Source organism: Geothrix alkalitolerans, from assembly GCF_022808885.1.
GTDB lineage: Bacteria > Acidobacteriota > Holophagae > Holophagales > Holophagaceae > Geothrix > Geothrix alkalitolerans.
In genome coordinates this window covers 135,961-153,032 of record NZ_JAKZLE010000007.1, presented here as the reverse complement: position 1 = coordinate 153,032, position 17,072 = coordinate 135,961, and the positions used below count along the sequence as shown (strand labels likewise).

Here is a 17,072-nt window from a genome sequence, read left to right as displayed (position 1 = left end):
CTGAAGGTAGCCTATCCGGATCCCAGCCCAGCTTTTTCCATCCGGCGCCGCTTCCGAGGCCCGCCCTCTCGAGGTTCCCATGTCCCGCTCGCTCTGCATCCCGGCGCTCGCCGCCCTCCTGGGGGCGCCGTGCCTCCTCGCCCAGGCCCCGGCGACAACCCCAGCGCCGGCCCCGGCGTCAACCCCGGCGTCAACCCCGACACCTGCCCCGGCCCTGGCCGACAAGCCGCTGTGGTCCTTCAAGGAGACCGGGGCCGCGCCGTTCTTCGCCCTGGGCAAGGAGGCGGTCTATGTGCGCTACGGCGGCGATGTGAAGCGCCGGGCCCTGGCGGACGGCCGCGAGGTCTGGTCGGTGCCCGCGGACCTGCCGGTGGCGGAGGAGGGCGGCCTGCTCTTCCTCATCAACGCCAAATACGAGCTGAGCTGCCTGGACGCCCAGACGGGCCAGGCCCTGTGGAAGGTGCCGATCGAGAAGGAAGGGGAAGGCACGTTCGGCCACGGCAACGTGGTGGTGGTGCGGCGCGGGTTCCGGAATCCGGTGGTGGCCGGCGACCTGGTGCTGGTCGGCACCTCCGGGGGCAGCCTCTTCCGGGGGCGCACGGGGAAGCTCTACGCCTACGACCGCAAGGACGGGAAGCTGCGCTGGTCCTTCGAAGCCGAGGACGGCGTGGAGAACCAGCCCGTGGTGGCCAAGAACCTGGTGCTGATCGGCGGCGTGGCGGCCTGCTACGGCCTGGACCTGGCCACCGGCAAGCAGGTGTGGAAGGCCTCGACCCGCAACGACAACCAGTGGTTCTTCAAGCTGGCGGGGGACACTCTGCTGATGTCCTCCGGCCACTACCGGTCCCAGAACAGCATGTCCGGCGGCACCCTGTACGCCTTCGACCCCGCCACGGGGAATAGCCGGTGGACCTTCGACATCGGCGGCCCCAGCGTGCTGGGCCTGGCCGACGGCCGCGTGGTGGGCCTCGAGTGGGGCTCCTTCGGCGGCAGCCGCCTGACCTGCCTGGACCTGGCCAGCGGGAAGAAGCTGTGGGAGTTCAAGGAGAAGGGCACCGCCTGGCCCGTGGTGGTGGACGGGAAGGCGGTCCACCTGGACAAGGACAACCGCATCCATGTGGTGGACCTGGCCACCGGCAAGGCGGAGGCGGCCATCCCGGCGGCCGGCGACTTCCAGATGGGCTTCCTCAGCGGTCCCTGGGGCCGGTTCATGGACCCGGTGGTGCTCCAGGGCCGCGCCGTGGTGGGCTCCTGGGACAAGGCGAAGAAGGAGACGGTGCTCCAGGTGCTGGACGTGAAGCAGGGTAAAGTCGTGCAGGAGCGGCGCCTCCCCGGCGAGCTCAGGAACGTGAAGGACCTCGGGGACCAGCTGGTGACCGTGGTCAAGGGCACCGGCGAGGCCTACACGCTCCAGGTGGAAGGCCGCTGAACCACCGGGAAGGGGCGCTGGGGCCAGGAAGCCCTGGCGCCCCGTTCAGCAGCGCGCGCAGAAGTGCGGCGGCGCGGGCAGGCGGGAGAGGCCTTCGAAGGCGAGCTCCCAGGCTCGGGCCGGCCCGCGGAAGGCCGTGGCCTCGGGCGTGAGCGCGCGCAGGGCGTGGAGGGGCGCGGGGTCGCCGGGCAGGGGCAGGAAAGGGACGGGCTGGCCCGTGGCCGCCCGCAGGGCCGTGCGCAGGGCGTTGGTGAGGGCGGTGGCCTCGGGCAGCACCAGGGGCGGCACCCGCAGCTCCGCGCCTTCGGGCAGGGGCACGCCGGGCCAGAGGTCCGTCTCGAAGCCGCCGTGCTGCTCGTGATCAGGCGCCTCCCGCCACTCGGGCCGGCGGAAGGTCATCTTGCGGCGATCCTTGTCCCAGTCCGCCAGGAAGCCCTTCAGCTCCGCCTTCTCCAGGGGGCCCATGGGCGCTTTCTCCAGGGCCACGGGAAGGCCGCGCGCGATGCGGCCCGGCAGGCGACGCACCAGCATGGGCTTGCCGTCCAGCCAGGGCAGGCCCGCGTCCAGGGCGCAGACCAGGGCGCCGAGGCGGCGGTGGTGCAGGTCCAGGGCGGCGGCCAGGTCGCTTCCGGGCGCGGGCACGAGGCCCAGCAGGTTTAAGGGCAGGCCCCGGGCCTGGACGGCGTCGGCGGCTTCCAGGGGCTCGCGCAGGTCCTCCGCCGTCCGCCCCAGCACCAGCGCCTGGGGCAGGCCGTGGGCCTGGATGCGCTCCACGAGCACCAGGCTGCCGCCCCCGGGGGCAGATAACAGCGATCCCCCCAGCTCCGCGGCGAGGCGCAGCGCCTCGGGGTTCATCCGAGGGCCTCCACCAGCTTCTCCCGGCGGCGGTCCAGGGCCGCGGCCGCGGCGGGCAGCAGGAGCAGGTGGGCCGTGAGCACCAGCCCGAAGAGCAGCGCCATGCCCGGCACCAGCAGCCGCGGCGAGATCCAGGCCAGCAGCGCGTAGGCGCCGCCGAAGAGGCCGGCCCAGACGGCCGAGGTGCCCATGCTCAGCAGGCCCAGGGCGAGGGGCATGCTGTTGTTCTTGAGGCTGTCCATGGCCATGGGCCGCGGCGCCCAGGTGGAGGTCCACTGCCCCACGGCGGTCTGGGCCAGGAAGATGCAGCCCATGAGCAGGATGCCGCCCAGGAGGGGGATGGGGCCCGCGTGGTCCAGCAGCATCAGCAGGCCGGCGAGGACCAGGGCCTGGAGCCCCTGGTGGGCGGCCAGGCCCAGCAGCTTCCCCTTGAGCAGGTCCTCCGGCCCCACGGGCAGGAGCAGCAGGCCCTTCACGCCGTGCCGGTCCAGGCCGAACTGGTTGAACACGAAGTTGTTCGCCACCAGGGACAGGTAGGCGAAGGCCGCGGGCACGGTCCAGAGTGGGTTGGCCTTGAACTGGGCGAAGGGGCCCTTCAGCAGCACCACGGTCATGAGGGGCATGAGGAAGGCGAAGCGGCCCAGGTGGCTGCGCATGATCGTCTGGAAGTGGAGCCGCCCGAGGCCCTCCGCGGGGTGTCGGAAGCTCCACAGCCGGTGGGGCCCGCGGGTCCGCGGGGCGGCGGCGGTTCCGCTGGCCTCCCGCGCCATGATCCGGGCGCCCAGCCCCATCACCAGGGCCAGCAGGGCCAGCGGGTAGAGGTGCAGGGCCAGGGCCGCGCCCCAGTGGCCCGCCCGCGCCTGGGCCAGGCTCCGGGCGGCGGCATCGGTCGGCAGGGCACCCAGCACCCGGGCCGCGCCCCGGCCCAGGGCCTGGACCTTCTCGACCTGAGCGGCCTGGAGGGGACGGGCCGCAGGCCTGGCGGCGACACCCGGTCCGCGCTTCGACAGGCCCGGGGACATCAGGGTGGAGCCCAGCCACGCCAGGACGGCCAGCGCCGTGAGGGCCACCCGGAGGCGCTTGACCAGGGCCGAGGCCAGGCCGCCCACGAGGAGCTGGAGGGCCAGCATCATCAGCAGCGTCTCGAGCAGGACGAGGGGCACCAGGAGCAGGGTGCGGGGTGCGGCCAGGCCGATGCCCAGCAGCAGCCCGGTCAGGGCCAGGCCCATCGTCAGCGGCAGCATGTCCACCAGGCCTGCCGTCAGTTCGGCGAGGTAGAGGGTGCGCAGGCGCAGGGGGAAGCCCCGGTAGGCCTCCCAGGCCAGCTCGCGGGCGCCGCCCAGCACGCCGCCGATGAGGCCGCCCCCGAAGCCGAAGAAGGCCAGCACGGCGCCGAGGATCGTCACAGCCACGGGCCGGTCCAGGCGGCCGCCCAGCAGCCAGCCCAGGGCCCCGCCGCCCAGGATCAGGCCCAGGGCCGCGAAGGCGGCGAGGATCCCCACCACCAGGGCCAGGATCCAGGCCCCCTGCCGGCCCAGCTCCCGGGCCGAACGGTTCCAGGTGGCCTGCCCGTGGGAGGCCAGCAGGGCGCGGAAGGGGCTCACAACCACGAGAGCGCCCCCTTCTGCCCGCCGCCCACGAGCCCCACGAAGAGCTGCTCCAGGCTCTCGCCGCCGCGGCGCAGCTCGTCCAGGGGGCCGAAGCCCTTGAGCCGTCCCTCGTCCAGGATGGCGATGAGGGGGCAGAGCTTCTCCACCACCTCGAGGATGTGGCTGGTGAGCACCAGCGTCACGCCGCGCTGCTGCAGGCTCTGGAGGATGTCCTTGATGGTGCGGCTGGTGACGGGGTCGATGCCCTCGAAGGGCTCGTCGAGGAACACGACCTGGGGCCCGTGGATGAGCGCGGCGCAGAGGGCCACCTTCTTCTTCATGCCGAAGCTGTAGTCCGCGATGAGCGTCTTGGGGCCGGGATCCAGGTCCAGGGCGTCGAACAGCTCCTCCCGGCGGCCGTCGATGAGCGCGTCCGGCAGGCCGTACATCCGCCCCACGAAGCGCAGGTACTGGGGGCCCGTGAGCATGTCCAGCAGGGCCATGTCCTCGGGCATGGCGCCGATCTGGCGCTTCACGGCCAGGGGATCGGCCTCGAGATCCAGGCCCAGCACGCGGATGCGGCCCGACGTGGGCTTCAGCAGGCCCGTGACCATCTTCAGCGTCGTGCTCTTCCCGGCGCCGTTGCGGCCCAGCAGGCCCAGGAAGGCGCCGGGCTCCAGGGCGAGGTCGAGGCGGTCCACGGCGACCTTTTCGCCGAACTGTTTGGTGAGGGCTTCCAGGTGCAGGGCGGGGGTCATTCGGGTGGCTTCCGTTTCACAGGTGGGGGCTTGAGCCGGCCCTCGCGCTGGAGGGCCTGGCGCAGCAGGTACTCGATCTGGCCGTTGAGGCTGCGCAGCTCCTCGTCGGCCCAGCGCTGGAGGGCTTCCAGCAGCGCCGGGTCGGTGCGGAGGAGGAAGGGCTTGCGCTCGGCCATGGAACCCTAATGGTACAGAGTGCCCGCGTTCACGACGGGGTTGGCGGCGCGCTCGCTGCAGAGCACCACCAGGAGGTTGGAGACCATGGCCGCCTTGCGCTCCTCGTCGAGCTGCACCGTGCCCTTCTCGGCCAGCATCTCCAGGGCCATCTCCACCATGCCCACGGCGCCCTCCACGATCTTCTGGCGGGCGGCGATGATGGCGCTGGCCTGCTGGCGCTGCAGCATGGCCTGGGCGATCTCGGGGGCGTAGGCCAGGTGGCTGATGCGGGCGCCCTGCACCTCCACGCCAGCCTGGGCCAGCACGCGCTGGAGCTCGAGCTTGAGCTTGGCGGCCACCTCGTCCGTGCTGCCGCGCAGGGAGAGCTGGCCCGCTTCGTGGGCGTCGTAGGGGAAGTGGGAGGCCAGGGCCCGCAGGGCCGCCTCGCTCTGCACCGTCACGTATTTCTCGCAGTCCTCCACCTCGAAGAGGGCCTCGGCGGTGTCCACCACGCGCCACACGATGATGGCGGCGATCTCCACGGGGTTGCCGTCCTGGTCGTTCACCTTCAGGCGCTGGCTCTCGAAGCTGCGGACCTTGGTGCTGATCTTCCGCTTGCTGAGGAAGGGGTTGGCCCAGGCCATGCCCTCCTGGCGCACGGTGCCGCGGTAGTCGCCGAAGAGCTGCAGCGCCACGGCCTCGTTGGGATTCACCACGAAGAGCCCCGTCAGGGTGAAGAGGCCCAGGACGATCACCGGCACGGTGAAGACCAGACGGGAGGGCTCTTCGATGACGGCGGCGTGGATGGTGAGGCCGCCCGCCCCGAGAATGGCCAGCAGGGCCAGGAGCAGGACGGGCAGTCCGGGAAGGGCGAATGCGGTGCGTTCCTTGAGCACGGGAACCTCCATGGGCAATCAATGTGATATCACTTTGATGTCGCGTCAAGTCCCCTCGGGCCCCGGGACCCACCCGGGGGTGGATCGCCTATGCTGGGGGCGGGGGGCGGCCATGGATCTGGGCATTCACGGCAAGGTGGCGATGGTGGCGGCCGGCAGCAAGGGGCTGGGGCGGGCCGCGGCCCTGGCCTTGGCGGCCGAGGGCTGCGCCGTGTCGGTCTGCGGCCGGGGCGGCGAGTCCCTGGCGGCGGTGAAGGCCGAGCTGGAGGCCCTGGGCGTGCCCGCCCTGGCCCTGGTCGCGGATGTGGCCAAGGCCGAGGACCTGGCCCGTTGGCACCAGGCCACGGCCGTGGCCCTGGGGCCCGTGCAGATCCTCGTGACCAACACAGGCGGGCCCAAGGCGGCCGGGTTCTCGGGGCTTTCCGATGACGACTGGGCCGCCGGGGTGGACTCCACGCTCATGAACGTGGTGCGCCTCTCGCGGCTCGTGCTGCCCGGCATGCGGGCGGCCCGGTGGGGGCGCATCGTCCACATCACCAGCCTGGTGGCCAAGCAGCCCACGCCCCTGCTCACCATCAGCTCGACGCTCCGGGCCGGCCTCTCCGGCCTCACCCGCACCCTGGCCCAGGAGACCGCCGCGGACGGGATCACGGTGAACGCCGTCCTGCCGGGTCACGTGATGACCGACCGCCAGACCCACCTGGCCGAGGTGCGCTCCGCCGCCGAGGGCATCTCCATGGACGAGTACTTCGCCCGCACCGCCGCCGCCATTCCCGCCGCCCGCATTGGCGACCCCGGCGAGGTCGGCGCCGTCATCGCCTTCCTCTGCGGAACCCCCGCGAGCTACGTCACCGGCCAGAGCCTGCTGGTGGATGGGGGGCTGGTGCAGGGGACGTTCTGACGAAAATCGCCGGCCTTTGGCCGGCGATTTTCGCAGGCAACAGCCTTGAACGATTTATGGTTCGAGGCGGGACATCCGGATCGCCAAGTCATCGGGGGCGACGAAGAGGAACGCACGCCCGTCCTTGATCTTCTCGAGGAGGCTGAGTTCTGCCAGCTGCAATAGGTCGGTCCGGGCGGTCTGGTAGACGATGCCGTGCGCCTTCTGGTGGTCCTCGATGCGGTAGCCCGCGCCGGGGTGTTTCAGCGCATGGGTGAGCAGGGTCTTCTGGCGGTGGTTGAGCCTGATGCGCAGCGCGGGGGACTCTGCCAGCAGGCGCTCCATACCCCGCTGTTCTTTAGCCTTCCTTGCCAGGTAGTCGTGGAGGCTCTGGATGGCTTTCCGCATGGTGGCCAGCTGGTGGATCAGGAAGTAGGTGGTGTCCCCGCCGTCGGTTTCGGTGAAGAGGTAGGCCCGCCCATACTGGGCCGGCGCCTTGCGGAGGATGTGCGAGATGGAGATGAACTCGGCCAGCCAGTACCCGCTCCGGAGCATGGACCAGTAGAAGAGCGCCCGGGCGGTCCTTCCATTCCCGTCCGCGAAGGGGTGATCGTACCCGATCATGAAGTGCAGCAGGATGGCCCGAAGGACCGGATGCACGAAGGGGCGCTGATCCTCTCCAGCGTTGGCGAAGGCGCAGAGCCGCTCCAGGCGTTCCGGCAGCTCATGGTGGTCGGGCGGCTGGTGGAGGATGGTGCCGTCGTCGTTATCCACCACGTGGATGTCGTTCGACTGGCGCAGCCTTCCCACGTCCCGGGGGTCGTCCAGGGTGCGCTCGGACACCAGGCGGTGGATCTCCAGCAGCCGCGCCGGGGTCATGGGCTCGTTCCTGAAGCCCTGGATGGCGCGCATGGCCAGGAAGTTGTTGAAGATCATCTGCTCGCTTCGATCCTTCGGAGCCCTGCCGGATCGGAGCATCTCGGCGGCCACCCTCCGGGTGGTCGAAGCCCCTTCCAACTGGCTCGAGGTGATGGCCTCCTCGATGACCGATTTGAGGAGGTACCTGTCCCGGGTGGCGGGGGTGGCGGTCTCGGTGGCGGACTTGATCTCGCCGGCCGCATCCTGGTCGATGTGGTGCAGGTCGATCTGGACAGGCTCGGGGACGCCGAAGAAGAAGGGACGCCCTTTCTTGTCCAGCAGCGGCAGGGGCTTCAGGAGGGCCTGCCGAGCCCACTTGACACCCAGCCACCAAAGCTCGTGGTTCAGACCCTCCGGGGGATCCCGATGCCTCAATTCCTCCCAGTGGAGGTAGACGTCCTTGACCAGGGGGCCCGGCTGGAGCTCAAGGATCTTCTGGATATCTCCAGGTCCAATGATTGAAAGGAGGCTGGATAGATCTGGAGGAGGGTGAGGGAGTTTCATGGGTACCTACTAATTGATAATCCAATTAGGAATTCGTTAGTAGGTTAGAGCGGGACGAGGTGAGTGTCCATGAAAAACTAAAACTGAAACCAATTAGTAGCAAATTGACACATCAAACAAACGTCCGGGGACGGTCCATCGGTGGTCGCTGATGCAGGGCCTTATTCAACAAAAATCGCCGGCCATCGGCCGGCGATTTTCGCAGGGAACAGCCCTCACCCCTTGAACGAGCTCACGGTCTCGAAGTAGTGGGCGAAGGCGGCGATGCCGCCCGAGGCCTGCTCCCAGTCGTAGTTCTCGTTGGGGGCGTGGTAGCCGTGGCTGGGGAGGCTGAGGCCCAGGAAGAACACCTCGCAGCCCAGGATGTCCTCCATGGTCTTCACGGCGCCGATGCTGCCGCCCTCGCGGGTGAAGGAGCAGGGGGCGTCGAAGGCGAAGCGGTAGGCATCCTTGATGGCCTCGGCGTAGGGGCCGGTGACGTGGCCCTTGAAGGGGGCGAGGCCGTGCTCTTCGTGGAACTGCACGTCGGGGAAGTGCTCGTTCACGAAGGCGCGGATGCGCTCGATGGTGGTGTGCTCGTCCATGTCCGGCACCAGGCGGCAGGAGAGCTTCACCTCGGCCCGGGGCGGCACGGCGCTCTTGATGCCGGGGCCCGTGTAGCCGCCCACGACGCCGTGGACCTCCATGGTGGGCCGGCCCCACACGCGCTTCATGACCTTGATGGGATCCTCCGTGCGCATGCCGGTGATCATGTGGTCCTTCTTGAAGGTCTCCACGCTGAAGCCCGCGTGGGCCCACTCCTCCAGCTCCTGCTTGGAGGGCTTCACCACCTCGTCGTAGAAGCCGGGGATCTTCACCTTGCCGGTCTCGCCGTCCATCATGGCGGCGACCACCTTGATGAGCTCGGCCAGGGGATTGCGCGCCGCGCCGCCCACCACGCCGCTGTGCAGGTCGTGGTCCGCCGTCTCCAGCGTGAGGCGGAAGCCCTTGAGGCCGCGCAGCCCGGCGGGCGTGCTGGGCTTGCCGCGGGTGATCCAGACCGTGTCGCTCACCACGATGGCGTCGGTCTTGAGGCGGTCCCTGTGGCGGTTCAGGCCGCCCTCGAAGCTGGGCGAGCCGATCTCCTCCTCGGTCTCCCACAGGAAGTGGATGTTGAGGGGCACGCCTGCCTTGCGGGCCGCCAGGGCGCCGAAGAAGGCCGTCACCGCCGGGCCCTTGTCGTCCGTGCTGCCCCGGCCCCGGTAGGTGTCGCCGTCCACCACGAAGGTGAAGGGCTCCGCCGTCCACTCGGGCTCGTTGGCGGGCTGGACGTCCATGTGGTTGTAGACCGTGATGGTCGAGCAGCTCGGATCCTCCCCGAACCATCCGTGGATGAGCGGGTTGCCGCTGGTCTCCAGGATCTCGGCCTTGCCCCCGTGCCGCTCGAAGAGCGCCCGCGCGGCCTCGGCCACGCGCCGCACGTCGCCCTGCCGGGCCGGGTCGGCGCTGATGGAGGGGATCTCCACCAGGGTCTTCAGCTCCGCTTCGAAGGCCGAACGGCTCGCGCTGGCGAACTGCCCCAGGGCTTCACGGGTGAGAAGGGACGGATTCATAGACGCTCCGGAAAGGGTCAATCATCATCCCACAACCGGAAGTCTTGTCTATTAAGGGATCTAGGGGTAGACGATGGGGGATGTGGCGCGATCCAATGGGCGGGCTTTTTGCCACCGATTCAAGCCAAAAGACTTCTCTAGCCACCGATTTCAGTGATTTCACCGATGGCGCCTGGGATGGGTCCCGCATGGGCCGGCCGAGGGCCGCTTCCGGCTTTGCCGGAAGTCATAGGGGGGGGGGGGGGGGGGCGGCCGCCCCCCCCGGGCGCGCCGCCCCCCCCCCCCCCCGTGGGGGGCCCGGCGCGGCGGGCCCGCGGGGGGGGGGGCCCGGCCCACCCCCCATGGAGCCCATGCTGCATTGGGACAGGACATCCTCTTTCATCACTGCAATCACCGAAATCGGTGGCGAATAAATCTTTGCGGCCTGTCGCGTTCAGCCCGGGTAGCCCCCCGCCACCTTCAGCCCGGTCCACTCCGGCAGTCCCAGGGCCAGGTTGAGGTTCTGCACGGCCTGGGCCGCCATGCCCTTGCCGAGGTTGTCCAGGGCCACCATCACGGCGCCGTGGCCGCCCCTGGCCGCCACGGCGATGTCCGCGAAGGCGCTCCCCGTGGTGGCCGCCACCCGGGGCGAGCCGTCCACCACCCGCACGAAGAAGCGGTCCCGGTAGAAGGCCTCGTAGTGGGCCCTGAGCGCGGCGGCATCCACGCCTGCCGGAAGCGGGAACTGGGCCGTGGCGAAGATCCCCCGCACCATGGGCGCGCTCTGGGGCACGAAGCTGAGGGGCGCCTCCCAGCCTTCCGCCGCCAGGGTGCGCAGCACCTCGGCCTCGTGCTGGTGGCTGAGCATTTTGTAGGCGCGGAAGTCCGCGGCGCGCGTCGGATGGTGGGTGGTCTCGCTGGGCGCGGCGCCCGATCCCGAGGAGCCCGTGGCCGCGGTGACGGCCACGAAGGCGGGCTTCCACGCGGCGAGCGGCAGCAGGGCCAGCTGCAGGGCCGTGGCGAAGCAGCCTGGGTTGGCGATGCGCCGGGCGCCCTTCATGCGCTCGGGCTTCCAGTCCACCAGGCCGTAGACCCAGGCGGGATCCAGGCGGAAGTCCGTGGAGAGGTCGATGACGAGGAGGCGCTTCAGGAGGTCGTGATCCTTCCCCGCCGCCTCGATCTCCGGCCAGAGCTTCCCCAGCTCGCCGTGAGGCAGGGCCGAGAAGAGGACCGGGTTCGCACTCTTCGCGAGCGCCGCCCAATCGGGTGTGGCTTCGAAGCTGCCCTCCACCAGCCCCCGCAGGTTGGGGTGCTGGGCGTGGAAGGGCTTGCCCGCGTGGCTGCGGGCCGTGCCGCGCAGGGAGGCCACCGCCGGATGGTTCGAGAGCCACCGCAGCAGCTCCCCCCCGCCGTAGCCCGACGCGCCGAGGATGAGGACATCGACTGAGGTCATGGGAGGTCCTGGGACAAGAAATCTAACCGCAGAGAACGCAGAGGGCGCAGAGAACTGCAACGAATGGCCTGTTCTTTCCCTCTGCGATCTCTGCGCTCTCTGCGGTTAATGGTTATTAGACCTTCGCCGAGATCTTGGGCTCGACGAGGCCGAGGACGAACTTGCCGAGGGCGTCGGCGTCGGCGCGGGCGTTGCGGGCGGGGAGGCCGAGGGTGGCCACGAAGCGCTCGCCCACGCGGTTGTCCGTGGCGGGGCCGGCCACCAGGTCCGTCTGGATGCCGAAGGCGGACTTCAGGTACTGCACGCCGCCCGCCGCGCCCACGGGGTCATTGGCGCAGAGGAGGAAGGCGCCGCCCAGGGCCTTCAGGTCGGGGTCCGACAGGATGGACTGGACGCCGTACTCGCCCATGATGCCGTCCCCGGTCTCCGCCACGATGACGTCCACGCCGTGGGTCGCCAGCTCCGAGAAGATGATGCGCGACATGGCGGCGGCGGAGCCGGCGTCCGTGCAGACGCTGCCGGCGTCCGTGAAGTCCAGGGCGACTTCGGCGCCATAGTCGCGCATGGCCAGGGCGTCGCGCATGAGCGAGACGCCCGTGAGCTTGCAGCCGCCCACGCGGTAGCCCGCCCGGCTGAGCACGCGGATGGCGGCGCAGGCGGCGGCGGTCTTGCCCGCGTTCATGCAGGTGCCCGCCACGTAGACCACGGGGCAGTGGGGCGAGAGGCTGGTGCCCTTGAGGGCGCCCATGCGGATGTGGGCGGGCTGGCCGGCCCGGGACTGGAACTCGGGGAAGACGAGCACCTGGCCCAGCACCTCCAGCTCGAAGGGCTTGCCCACGTCGGGATTGTGGGAGAGGCACGTGCCGAGCACGCCGCCCATGTTGAGCAGATTCACTGTGTCGCCGGGCTTCAGGGACTCGGGCATGACGCCCTCGTAGCCCTGCAGCGCGTTGCGGTGGCCCAGCGCCCCCACGACGATGTCCCCGTCATGCAGGGTGCTCATGCGCCCGTGGGGATCCTCCAGCTGGTTGTAGGTGGTCTTCTCGCCGCGGATGCGGCAGGCGATGACCGAACCCTCCTCCAGGAGGATCTCCGGCCCGAGGGTGAGGGTCCGGCCCAGCCGCAGGTTGCGGGTGACCGAGGCGAGCTTGTCCACATGGATTCTCATGGGGCCTTCCTAAGAAAGATTCACCACCAAGGCACCAAGTAAAGACAAAGGCTTTTGCAGTTCTTGGTGCCTTGGTGTCTTGGTGGTGATCAGTTGCTTTTGGCGTTCAACGTCAGGACCTGCTGGACGCCGAAGAGCTTCGCGAAGCCCGCCGCTTCCGCGCCGGTCCAGAGCTTGTTGGCCTCGCCGTAGGTGGCGATGCGGGGGTCCATCAGGGAGTAGGGGGACTGCACGCCCTCCACCACGAAGGCGCGGGGGTGCAAGGTGAGGCGCACCTCGCCACTCACGCGGTCCTGGCTGGAGGCGAGGAAGGCCTCGAGATCGCGGGCCAGGGGGTCGAAGAAGTGGCCTTCGTGCAGGAGGCTTCCGTAGAGGTTGCCGAGGCTCTCCTTCCAGAAGAGCTGCTTGCCGCTGAGCACCAGCTTCTCCAGCTCCCGGTGGGCGCCGATGAGCAGGTGCGCGGCCGGGGCCTCGAAGCCCACGCGACCCTTGATGCCCAGGATGGTGTCGCCCAGGTGCACGCCCCGGCCGATGCCGTAGGGCCGGCCCACGGCGTTGAGCTGGGCAATGAGGGTGACGGGGTCCATGCTGTTGCCGTCCAGGGAGACGGGCACGCCCTGCTCGAAGCCGATGACGAGCGGCTTGGGCGGCAGGCTGCCGATGACGCCGCCGGGGAAGGCCGCCTCGGGCAGGGAGGTCCATGGGTCGAGGGTCTCCCGTCCGCCCACGCTGGTGCCCCACATGCCCTCGTTGATGGAGTAGTCCTTCGTCTTCGGGGGGAAGATCACGCCCCGGTCGGCGCAGTAGGCCATCTCCTCGGTCCGGGAGAGGGCCAGGTCGCGGATGGGGGTGAGCAGGCCCAGCTCGGGCGCCAGAGCCCGGAAGGCCACGTCGAAGCGCACCTGGTCGTTGCCGGCGCCGGTGGAGCCGTGGGCGATGGCGGCGGCGCCCATGTCCTTGGCCAGCTCCGCCACGGCCTTGGCCTGGCAGACCCGCTCGGCCGACACGGACAGCGGGTACATCTGGCCCCGCAGCACATTGCCGTAGACCAGGTAGCGCAGGTAGCCGTCGAAGAGCCCGGCCCGGGCGTCCACCGTGGTGTGGCTCACGGCGCCCAGCTTCGGCGAGGCGGCCTCGATGCGGGCCAGCTCCTCCGGAGAAAAGCCGCCCGTGTTCACGGTGACCGTGGCCACGTCATAGCCCTGCTCCTTGAGGTAGAGCACGCAGAAGGAGGTGTCGAGACCGCCGGAGAACGCGAGGACCGCGAGCTTGCTCATGGGAGACCTTTCAGGGTGGGAAAGAAACACGCCAACCGCGGAGAACGCAGAGAACGCAGAGAAAGACAGGTTTTCCTCTGCGCTCTCCGCGTTCTCTGCGGTGAATCAACAGAAGCGATGGTGTCTAGCCTGCCCATAGCGAAGCCTCCGCCTGGGCATGGAGGTTCTGCTTGGCCTCGATCCACCCTCGGGCGGTGGTGAGGTCGGCTTGGAGGGCGTCCAGGGCCAGGTTGCCGGCGCCGCCCAGGTGGGTGGCGGTGAGGGCCGTGCGGTCCGGGGCGAAGGTGCCGTCCTGGATCTGCTGGGCCACCTTGCGGTAGGCCTCGCGGAAGGGCAGGCCGCCCTGCACGAGGACGTAGGCCTGGTGGGCGGCGTAGAGCTCGTCGCTGGAGGCGTCTGCGGCGGCCTCGGCCTTCACCTGGAGGGCGGGCAGCAGGGGCGTCAGCACCGTGAAGAGGTCCTCGGCGTGCCGCAGGGTGGTGATCAGCGGCTGCTTCAGCAGCTGGAAGTCCCGGTGGTAGCTGGAAGGCAGGCCCGAGGCCAGCTGCTCCACCAGGCCCGCGGCGCCCCGCAGTTCCCGGCAGCGGCCGCGCGCCAGCTCGACGACATCGGGGTTCTTCTTCTGGGGCATGATGCTCGAGCCGGTGGTGAAGGCGTCCGGCAGCTTGAGGAAGCCGAACTCCTCGGTGCTGTAGAGGGAGACGTCCCACAGGAACTTCTCCAGCACGCCGCCCACGGAGGCGGCCCACTGCAGCACGGCAGCCTCGTGGCGGCCCCGGCTGTTCTGCACATCGATGGGGCTGCGCTGCACCTTCGAGAAGCCCAGCAGCTTCGCCGTGAGCGACCGGTCGATGGGCAGGGGCACGCCAAATCCCGCGGCCGATCCCAGGGGGCAGCGGTCCAGGCGGCCGTACACGCCCTGCAGCGCCTCCAGCTCTTCCAGCAGCCCCTCGGCGAAGGCCGTGGCCCAGAGGCCGAAGGTGCTGGGCATGGCCCGGCGCAGGTGGGTGTAGCCCGGCAGGGGCGTGTCCTGGTGGGCCTTCGCGAAGGCCAGGAAGCCCTCCGCCAGGTCCGCCACCCGGAGTCCCAGGCGCACCAGCTTGTCCCGCAGGTAGAGGCGCAGGGCCAGGATCACCTGGTCGTTGCGGGAGCGGGCCAGGTGGATGCGCCCGCCCGCGGGGCCCAGGTGCCGGGTGAGGTCCGCCTCGATGGCCGTGTGGCCGTCCTCCATGTGGGGCGGGATGGGGAAGGCCCCTTGCTTGGCCAGGTTGGCGATGCGGCGCAGGCCGCGGACCAGCGAGACGGCATCGGCTTCGGGGATGAGGCCCGTGGCGGCCAGCATCTTCGCGTGGGCGGCGCTGCCCAGGGCGTCCCAGGCCAGGAGGGCCAGGTCTGTCTCGGGATCCTCGCCCACGGTGAAGCGGTGGATGGCCGCGTCAAGGGGAATGTCCTTCGCCCAGAGGGTGGTGGCTTCCCCAGATGGCGCATGCGCCATCCGGGATCTAGGGTCCGGCCTCATGGCTGCACCTGCATCTTGAAGAACGCGGGGACGAGCTTGGCATAGAAGTCCGCGCCGGCCTCGAGTTCCTGGATGGTCAGGTACTCGTTGGGGCTGTGGCTGCGGAAGGTGTCGCCGGGGCCGGCCTTCACCGCCGGGATGCCGCCAAGGAAGGCCCAGTCGGACGTGGTGCCGGAGCCCACGGGACCTGCCTTCTTCGCGGCCTGGAGGGCGGCGCGGACGATGGCGTGGCCCGGATCTGTGCCCTTGGGCAGGTAGCGCTTGGAGTGGATGGCGACCTCGCTCTCCAGCTGCCGCTGGAAGTCGGCGCACAAGGCGTCGTGGTCCTGGTCCGGGCCCGTGCGGAGGTCGATGAAGAACTCGCAGGCGTCGGGCACCTGATTGCGGCGCAGGCCGCCGCTGATCTGGGTGACCTGGGCCTTCTGGCTGCCCAGCAGCGGATGGGCCGGGAAGTCCATGGCGGCCACCTTGGCGATGTCCCGGGCGGCCTTGTGGATGGCGTTCTCGGCGCCCAGCATCTGGGCGTTGGCCACGTGTCCGCTCTGGCCCCGGGCCGTGCACTTGAGCAGCAGCATGCCCCGCTGGGCGGCGCAGATCCGCAGTCCCGTGGGCTCGCCCACCACCGCACCCTCGAAGAGACCGAGCGGGTCGAGGATGGTGGCGATGCCCTGGCCCCCGGTCTCCTCCTCGGCCGTGAGGGCCACCACCACCTCGCCGCCGAGATCCTGCTTCGACAGCTCGAAGGCCGAGAGCAGGATGGCGGCCACGCAGCCCTTGGCGTCGTTGGCGCCCAGGCCCTGGAGGCGGGAGCCATGCCAGACGGGCGTGAAGGGGTCGCCTTCCCAGCCGGCGCTGGGGGGCACGGTGTCCAGGTGCGAATTGAGCAGGAGCCGGGCCCCGCCCTTCTTCCCGAAGGAGAACCAGAGGTTGTTCCCCTGGCGCCGGACTTCGAAGCCCTGCGTGGAGACGAGGTTCTGCACCAGGTCCGCGAGGGGACCTTCCTCGCCGGACACGCTGGGCGTGCCCACCAGGAGCGTGAGCAGCTCCGCGGGGCTCATGGCTTGGTCCCGGCCGGGGCGGCGCCGGAGGCGATCCCCGCCACGATCATCGTCCCGCTGCCCTCGTTGGTGAAGATCTCCGCCAGCAGGGCGTCCGGCGCGACGCCGCTCACCAGGTGAGCGCTGGAGACGCCGCCCTGGAGGGCGGACTTCACCGCGGCCAGCTTGGGCCGCATGCCCCCGCTGATGATGCCCTTGGCCTCGAAGGTCGACAGCTCTTCCAGGGTGGCGTGGGGGATGAGGGACGAGGCCTTTTTGACGTCCTTCAGCAGGCCCGGCACGGAGAGCAGGAAGAACAGCTTCTCGGCGCCCAGGGCCGTGGCCAGGCTGGCGGCAATGGTGTCCGCGTTGGTGTTGTAAATGGCGCCGTCTTCCCCCCCGGAAAGCGGCGCCACCACCGGCACGAAGCCTCCTTCGAGCAGGTGGCTGAGCACATGGGGATCCACGGCGTCGATATCGCCCACCAGGCCGTAGTCCACCAGCTGGGGCTCGGTGGCGCCGTCGGGCACCACGGGCACGGGGGGGCGCCTGGTGGCCTTCAGCAGGCCGGCATCGAGGCCCGTGAGGCCCACGGCAGGGACACCCGCGGCCTGCAGCTCCGCCAGCAGGTCCATGTGCACCTGGCCTGCGAAGACCATCTTGGCGGCGTCCAGCACCTCGGGGCTCGTCACCCGCCGGCCCGCCACCTTCTGCACCGGGATGTCCATGGCCTCGCAGACGGCGTCCAGTTCCGCGCCGCCGCCATGCACCACCACCACCCGGATGGAGAAGGACCACAGCAGGGCGATCTGCTCGCAGAAGGCCTTGCGGATCTTGGGCTCGGCGAGGACCTCGCCGCCCACCTTCACCACGAAGGTCTTGCCGCGGAACAGGCGGACATAGCGGGAGGCTTCCTTGAGGGCGGCGTAGGGATTGGGGGAGAGCGGCATGGGAACTCCGGAGGCATCAGCGTGAAGAAGAGAGCAATGAAAACCACCAAGGCACCAGATGTCTTTTGGCCTTGTGTATCGGCAGCGCCGATACCGAGAAGACACCAAGAAA

Annotated in this window: 15 protein-coding genes; 2 read left to right on the top strand and 13 right to left on the bottom strand. The window is 69.9% G+C overall.

Going from position 1 to position 17,072, the window contains the following annotated elements:
• Window positions 1–79 precede the first annotated feature (79 nt).
• On the top strand, window positions 80–1,429 hold the full coding sequence (locus MLJ35_RS13910; protein WP_243384843.1) for an outer membrane protein assembly factor BamB family protein: 1,350 nt from the start codon (window positions 80–82) through the stop codon (window positions 1,427–1,429).
• 45 nt (window positions 1,430–1,474) lie between these two features.
• On the opposite strand, the gene MLJ35_RS13905 is transcribed toward MLJ35_RS13910, so the two are convergent.
• The 5 genes from MLJ35_RS13905 to MLJ35_RS13885 are packed head-to-tail and all read right to left on the bottom strand — an operon-like array spanning window position 1,475 to window position 5,695.
• Window positions 1,475–2,284 carry a hypothetical protein gene (locus MLJ35_RS13905; RefSeq protein WP_243384842.1) on the bottom strand — a complete coding sequence of 270 codons (810 nt, stop codon included), beginning with the start codon at window positions 2,282–2,284 and terminating at the stop codon, window positions 1,475–1,477.
• Window positions 2,281–3,888 carry a hypothetical protein gene (locus MLJ35_RS13900; RefSeq protein ID WP_243384841.1) on the bottom strand — a complete coding sequence of 536 codons (1,608 nt, stop codon included), beginning with the start codon at window positions 3,886–3,888 and terminating at the stop codon, window positions 2,281–2,283. The genes MLJ35_RS13905 and MLJ35_RS13900 overlap by 4 nt, the downstream gene beginning before the upstream one ends.
• Window positions 3,885–4,631 (bottom strand): ABC transporter ATP-binding protein, encoded by a 747-nt coding sequence (locus MLJ35_RS13895; RefSeq protein WP_243384840.1) that lies wholly within the window; start codon window positions 4,629–4,631, stop codon window positions 3,885–3,887. The genes MLJ35_RS13900 and MLJ35_RS13895 overlap by 4 nt, the downstream gene beginning before the upstream one ends.
• The gene (locus MLJ35_RS13890; protein WP_243323885.1) at window positions 4,628–4,807 is read right to left on the bottom strand and encodes a type II toxin-antitoxin system antitoxin; all 180 of its coding nucleotides are present in this window, start codon (window positions 4,805–4,807) and stop codon (window positions 4,628–4,630) included. Before MLJ35_RS13890 ends, MLJ35_RS13895 begins: the two co-directional genes overlap by 4 nt.
• 6 nt (window positions 4,808–4,813) lie before the next feature.
• Window positions 4,814–5,695 (bottom strand): SPFH domain-containing protein, encoded by an 882-nt coding sequence (locus MLJ35_RS13885; protein ID WP_275976557.1) that lies wholly within the window; start codon window positions 5,693–5,695, stop codon window positions 4,814–4,816.
• Window positions 5,696–5,795: 100 nt separating this feature from the next.
• Between MLJ35_RS13885 and MLJ35_RS13880 the strand changes: the two genes are divergently transcribed.
• Window positions 5,796–6,584: an SDR family oxidoreductase gene (locus MLJ35_RS13880; protein ID WP_243384838.1), complete on the top strand. Its 789-nt coding sequence runs from the start codon at window positions 5,796–5,798 to the stop codon at window positions 6,582–6,584.
• Window positions 6,585–6,638: 54 nt separating this feature from the next.
• Here the strand turns inward: MLJ35_RS13880 and MLJ35_RS13875 are convergent, their stop codons facing one another.
• The 8 genes from MLJ35_RS13875 to argB all read right to left on the bottom strand — a co-directional run bounded on the left by MLJ35_RS13875 (window position 6,639) and on the right by argB (window position 16,960).
• The gene (locus MLJ35_RS13875) at window positions 6,639–7,985 is read right to left on the bottom strand and encodes a Fic family protein (protein ID WP_243384837.1); all 1,347 of its coding nucleotides are present in this window, start codon (window positions 7,983–7,985) and stop codon (window positions 6,639–6,641) included.
• 215 nt (window positions 7,986–8,200) lie between these two features.
• Window positions 8,201–9,577 (bottom strand): M20/M25/M40 family metallo-hydrolase, encoded by a 1,377-nt coding sequence (locus MLJ35_RS13870; protein WP_243384836.1) that lies wholly within the window; start codon window positions 9,575–9,577, stop codon window positions 8,201–8,203.
• Window positions 9,578–10,010: 433 nt separating this feature from the next.
• The gene (argC, locus tag MLJ35_RS13865; RefSeq protein WP_243384835.1) at window positions 10,011–11,009 is read right to left on the bottom strand and encodes an N-acetyl-gamma-glutamyl-phosphate reductase; all 999 of its coding nucleotides are present in this window, start codon (window positions 11,007–11,009) and stop codon (window positions 10,011–10,013) included.
• A gap of 115 nt (window positions 11,010–11,124) precedes the next feature.
• Complete coding sequence (locus tag MLJ35_RS13860) at window positions 11,125–12,177, bottom strand: hypothetical protein (protein ID WP_243384834.1); 1,053 nt, start codon at window positions 12,175–12,177, stop codon at window positions 11,125–11,127.
• Window positions 12,178–12,266: 89 nt separating this feature from the next.
• On the bottom strand, window positions 12,267–13,454 hold the full coding sequence (gene argG / locus MLJ35_RS13855) for an argininosuccinate synthase (RefSeq protein WP_243384833.1): 1,188 nt from the start codon (window positions 13,452–13,454) through the stop codon (window positions 12,267–12,269).
• A gap of 124 nt (window positions 13,455–13,578) precedes the next feature.
• A complete protein-coding gene (gene argH / locus MLJ35_RS13850) occupies window positions 13,579–14,949 on the bottom strand; it encodes an argininosuccinate lyase (protein WP_243384832.1) in 1,371 nt (456 codons plus the stop codon).
• 20 nt (window positions 14,950–14,969) lie between these two features.
• Window positions 14,970–16,031: a M20/M25/M40 family metallo-hydrolase gene (locus tag MLJ35_RS13845; protein WP_243384831.1), complete on the bottom strand. Its 1,062-nt coding sequence runs from the start codon at window positions 16,029–16,031 to the stop codon at window positions 14,970–14,972.
• Complete coding sequence (gene argB, locus MLJ35_RS13840; RefSeq protein WP_243384830.1) at window positions 16,028–16,960, bottom strand: acetylglutamate kinase; 933 nt, start codon at window positions 16,958–16,960, stop codon at window positions 16,028–16,030. The genes MLJ35_RS13845 and argB overlap by 4 nt, the downstream gene beginning before the upstream one ends.
• Between the last annotated feature and the right edge of the window lie 112 nt (window positions 16,961–17,072).

Bases quoted from the DNA above. Each gene is read 5' to 3' on its own strand.
- MLJ35_RS13860 (WP_243384834.1), bottom strand. From the start codon at position 12,177: ATGAGAATCCATGTGGACAAGCTCGCCTCGGTCACCCGCAACCTGCGG.
- MLJ35_RS13895 (WP_243384840.1), bottom strand. From the start codon at position 4,631: ATGACCCCCGCCCTGCACCTGGAAGCCCTCACCAAACAGTTCGGCGAA.
- MLJ35_RS13905 (WP_243384842.1), bottom strand. From the start codon at position 2,284: ATGAACCCCGAGGCGCTGCGCCTCGCCGCGGAGCTGGGGGGATCGCTG.
- MLJ35_RS13875 (WP_243384837.1), bottom strand. From the start codon at position 7,985: ATGAAACTCCCTCACCCTCCTCCAGATCTATCCAGCCTCCTTTCAATC.
- argH (WP_243384832.1), bottom strand. From the start codon at position 14,949: ATGGCGCATGCGCCATCTGGGGAAGCCACCACCCTCTGGGCGAAGGAC.
- argG (WP_243384833.1), bottom strand. From the start codon at position 13,454: ATGAGCAAGCTCGCGGTCCTCGCGTTCTCCGGCGGTCTCGACACCTCC.
- MLJ35_RS13890 (WP_243323885.1), bottom strand. From the start codon at position 4,807: ATGGCCGAGCGCAAGCCCTTCCTCCTCCGCACCGACCCGGCGCTGCTG.
- MLJ35_RS13870 (WP_243384836.1), bottom strand. From the start codon at position 9,577: ATGAATCCGTCCCTTCTCACCCGTGAAGCCCTGGGGCAGTTCGCCAGC.
- MLJ35_RS13880 (WP_243384838.1), top strand. From the start codon at position 5,796: ATGGATCTGGGCATTCACGGCAAGGTGGCGATGGTGGCGGCCGGCAGC.
- MLJ35_RS13885 (WP_275976557.1), bottom strand. From the start codon at position 5,695: ATGGAGGTTCCCGTGCTCAAGGAACGCACCGCATTCGCCCTTCCCGGA.
- MLJ35_RS13910 (WP_243384843.1), top strand. From the start codon at position 80: ATGTCCCGCTCGCTCTGCATCCCGGCGCTCGCCGCCCTCCTGGGGGCG.
- argC (WP_243384835.1), bottom strand. From the start codon at position 11,009: ATGACCTCAGTCGATGTCCTCATCCTCGGCGCGTCGGGCTACGGCGGG.
- argB (WP_243384830.1), bottom strand. From the start codon at position 16,960: ATGCCGCTCTCCCCCAATCCCTACGCCGCCCTCAAGGAAGCCTCCCGC.
- MLJ35_RS13845 (WP_243384831.1), bottom strand. From the start codon at position 16,031: ATGAGCCCCGCGGAGCTGCTCACGCTCCTGGTGGGCACGCCCAGCGTG.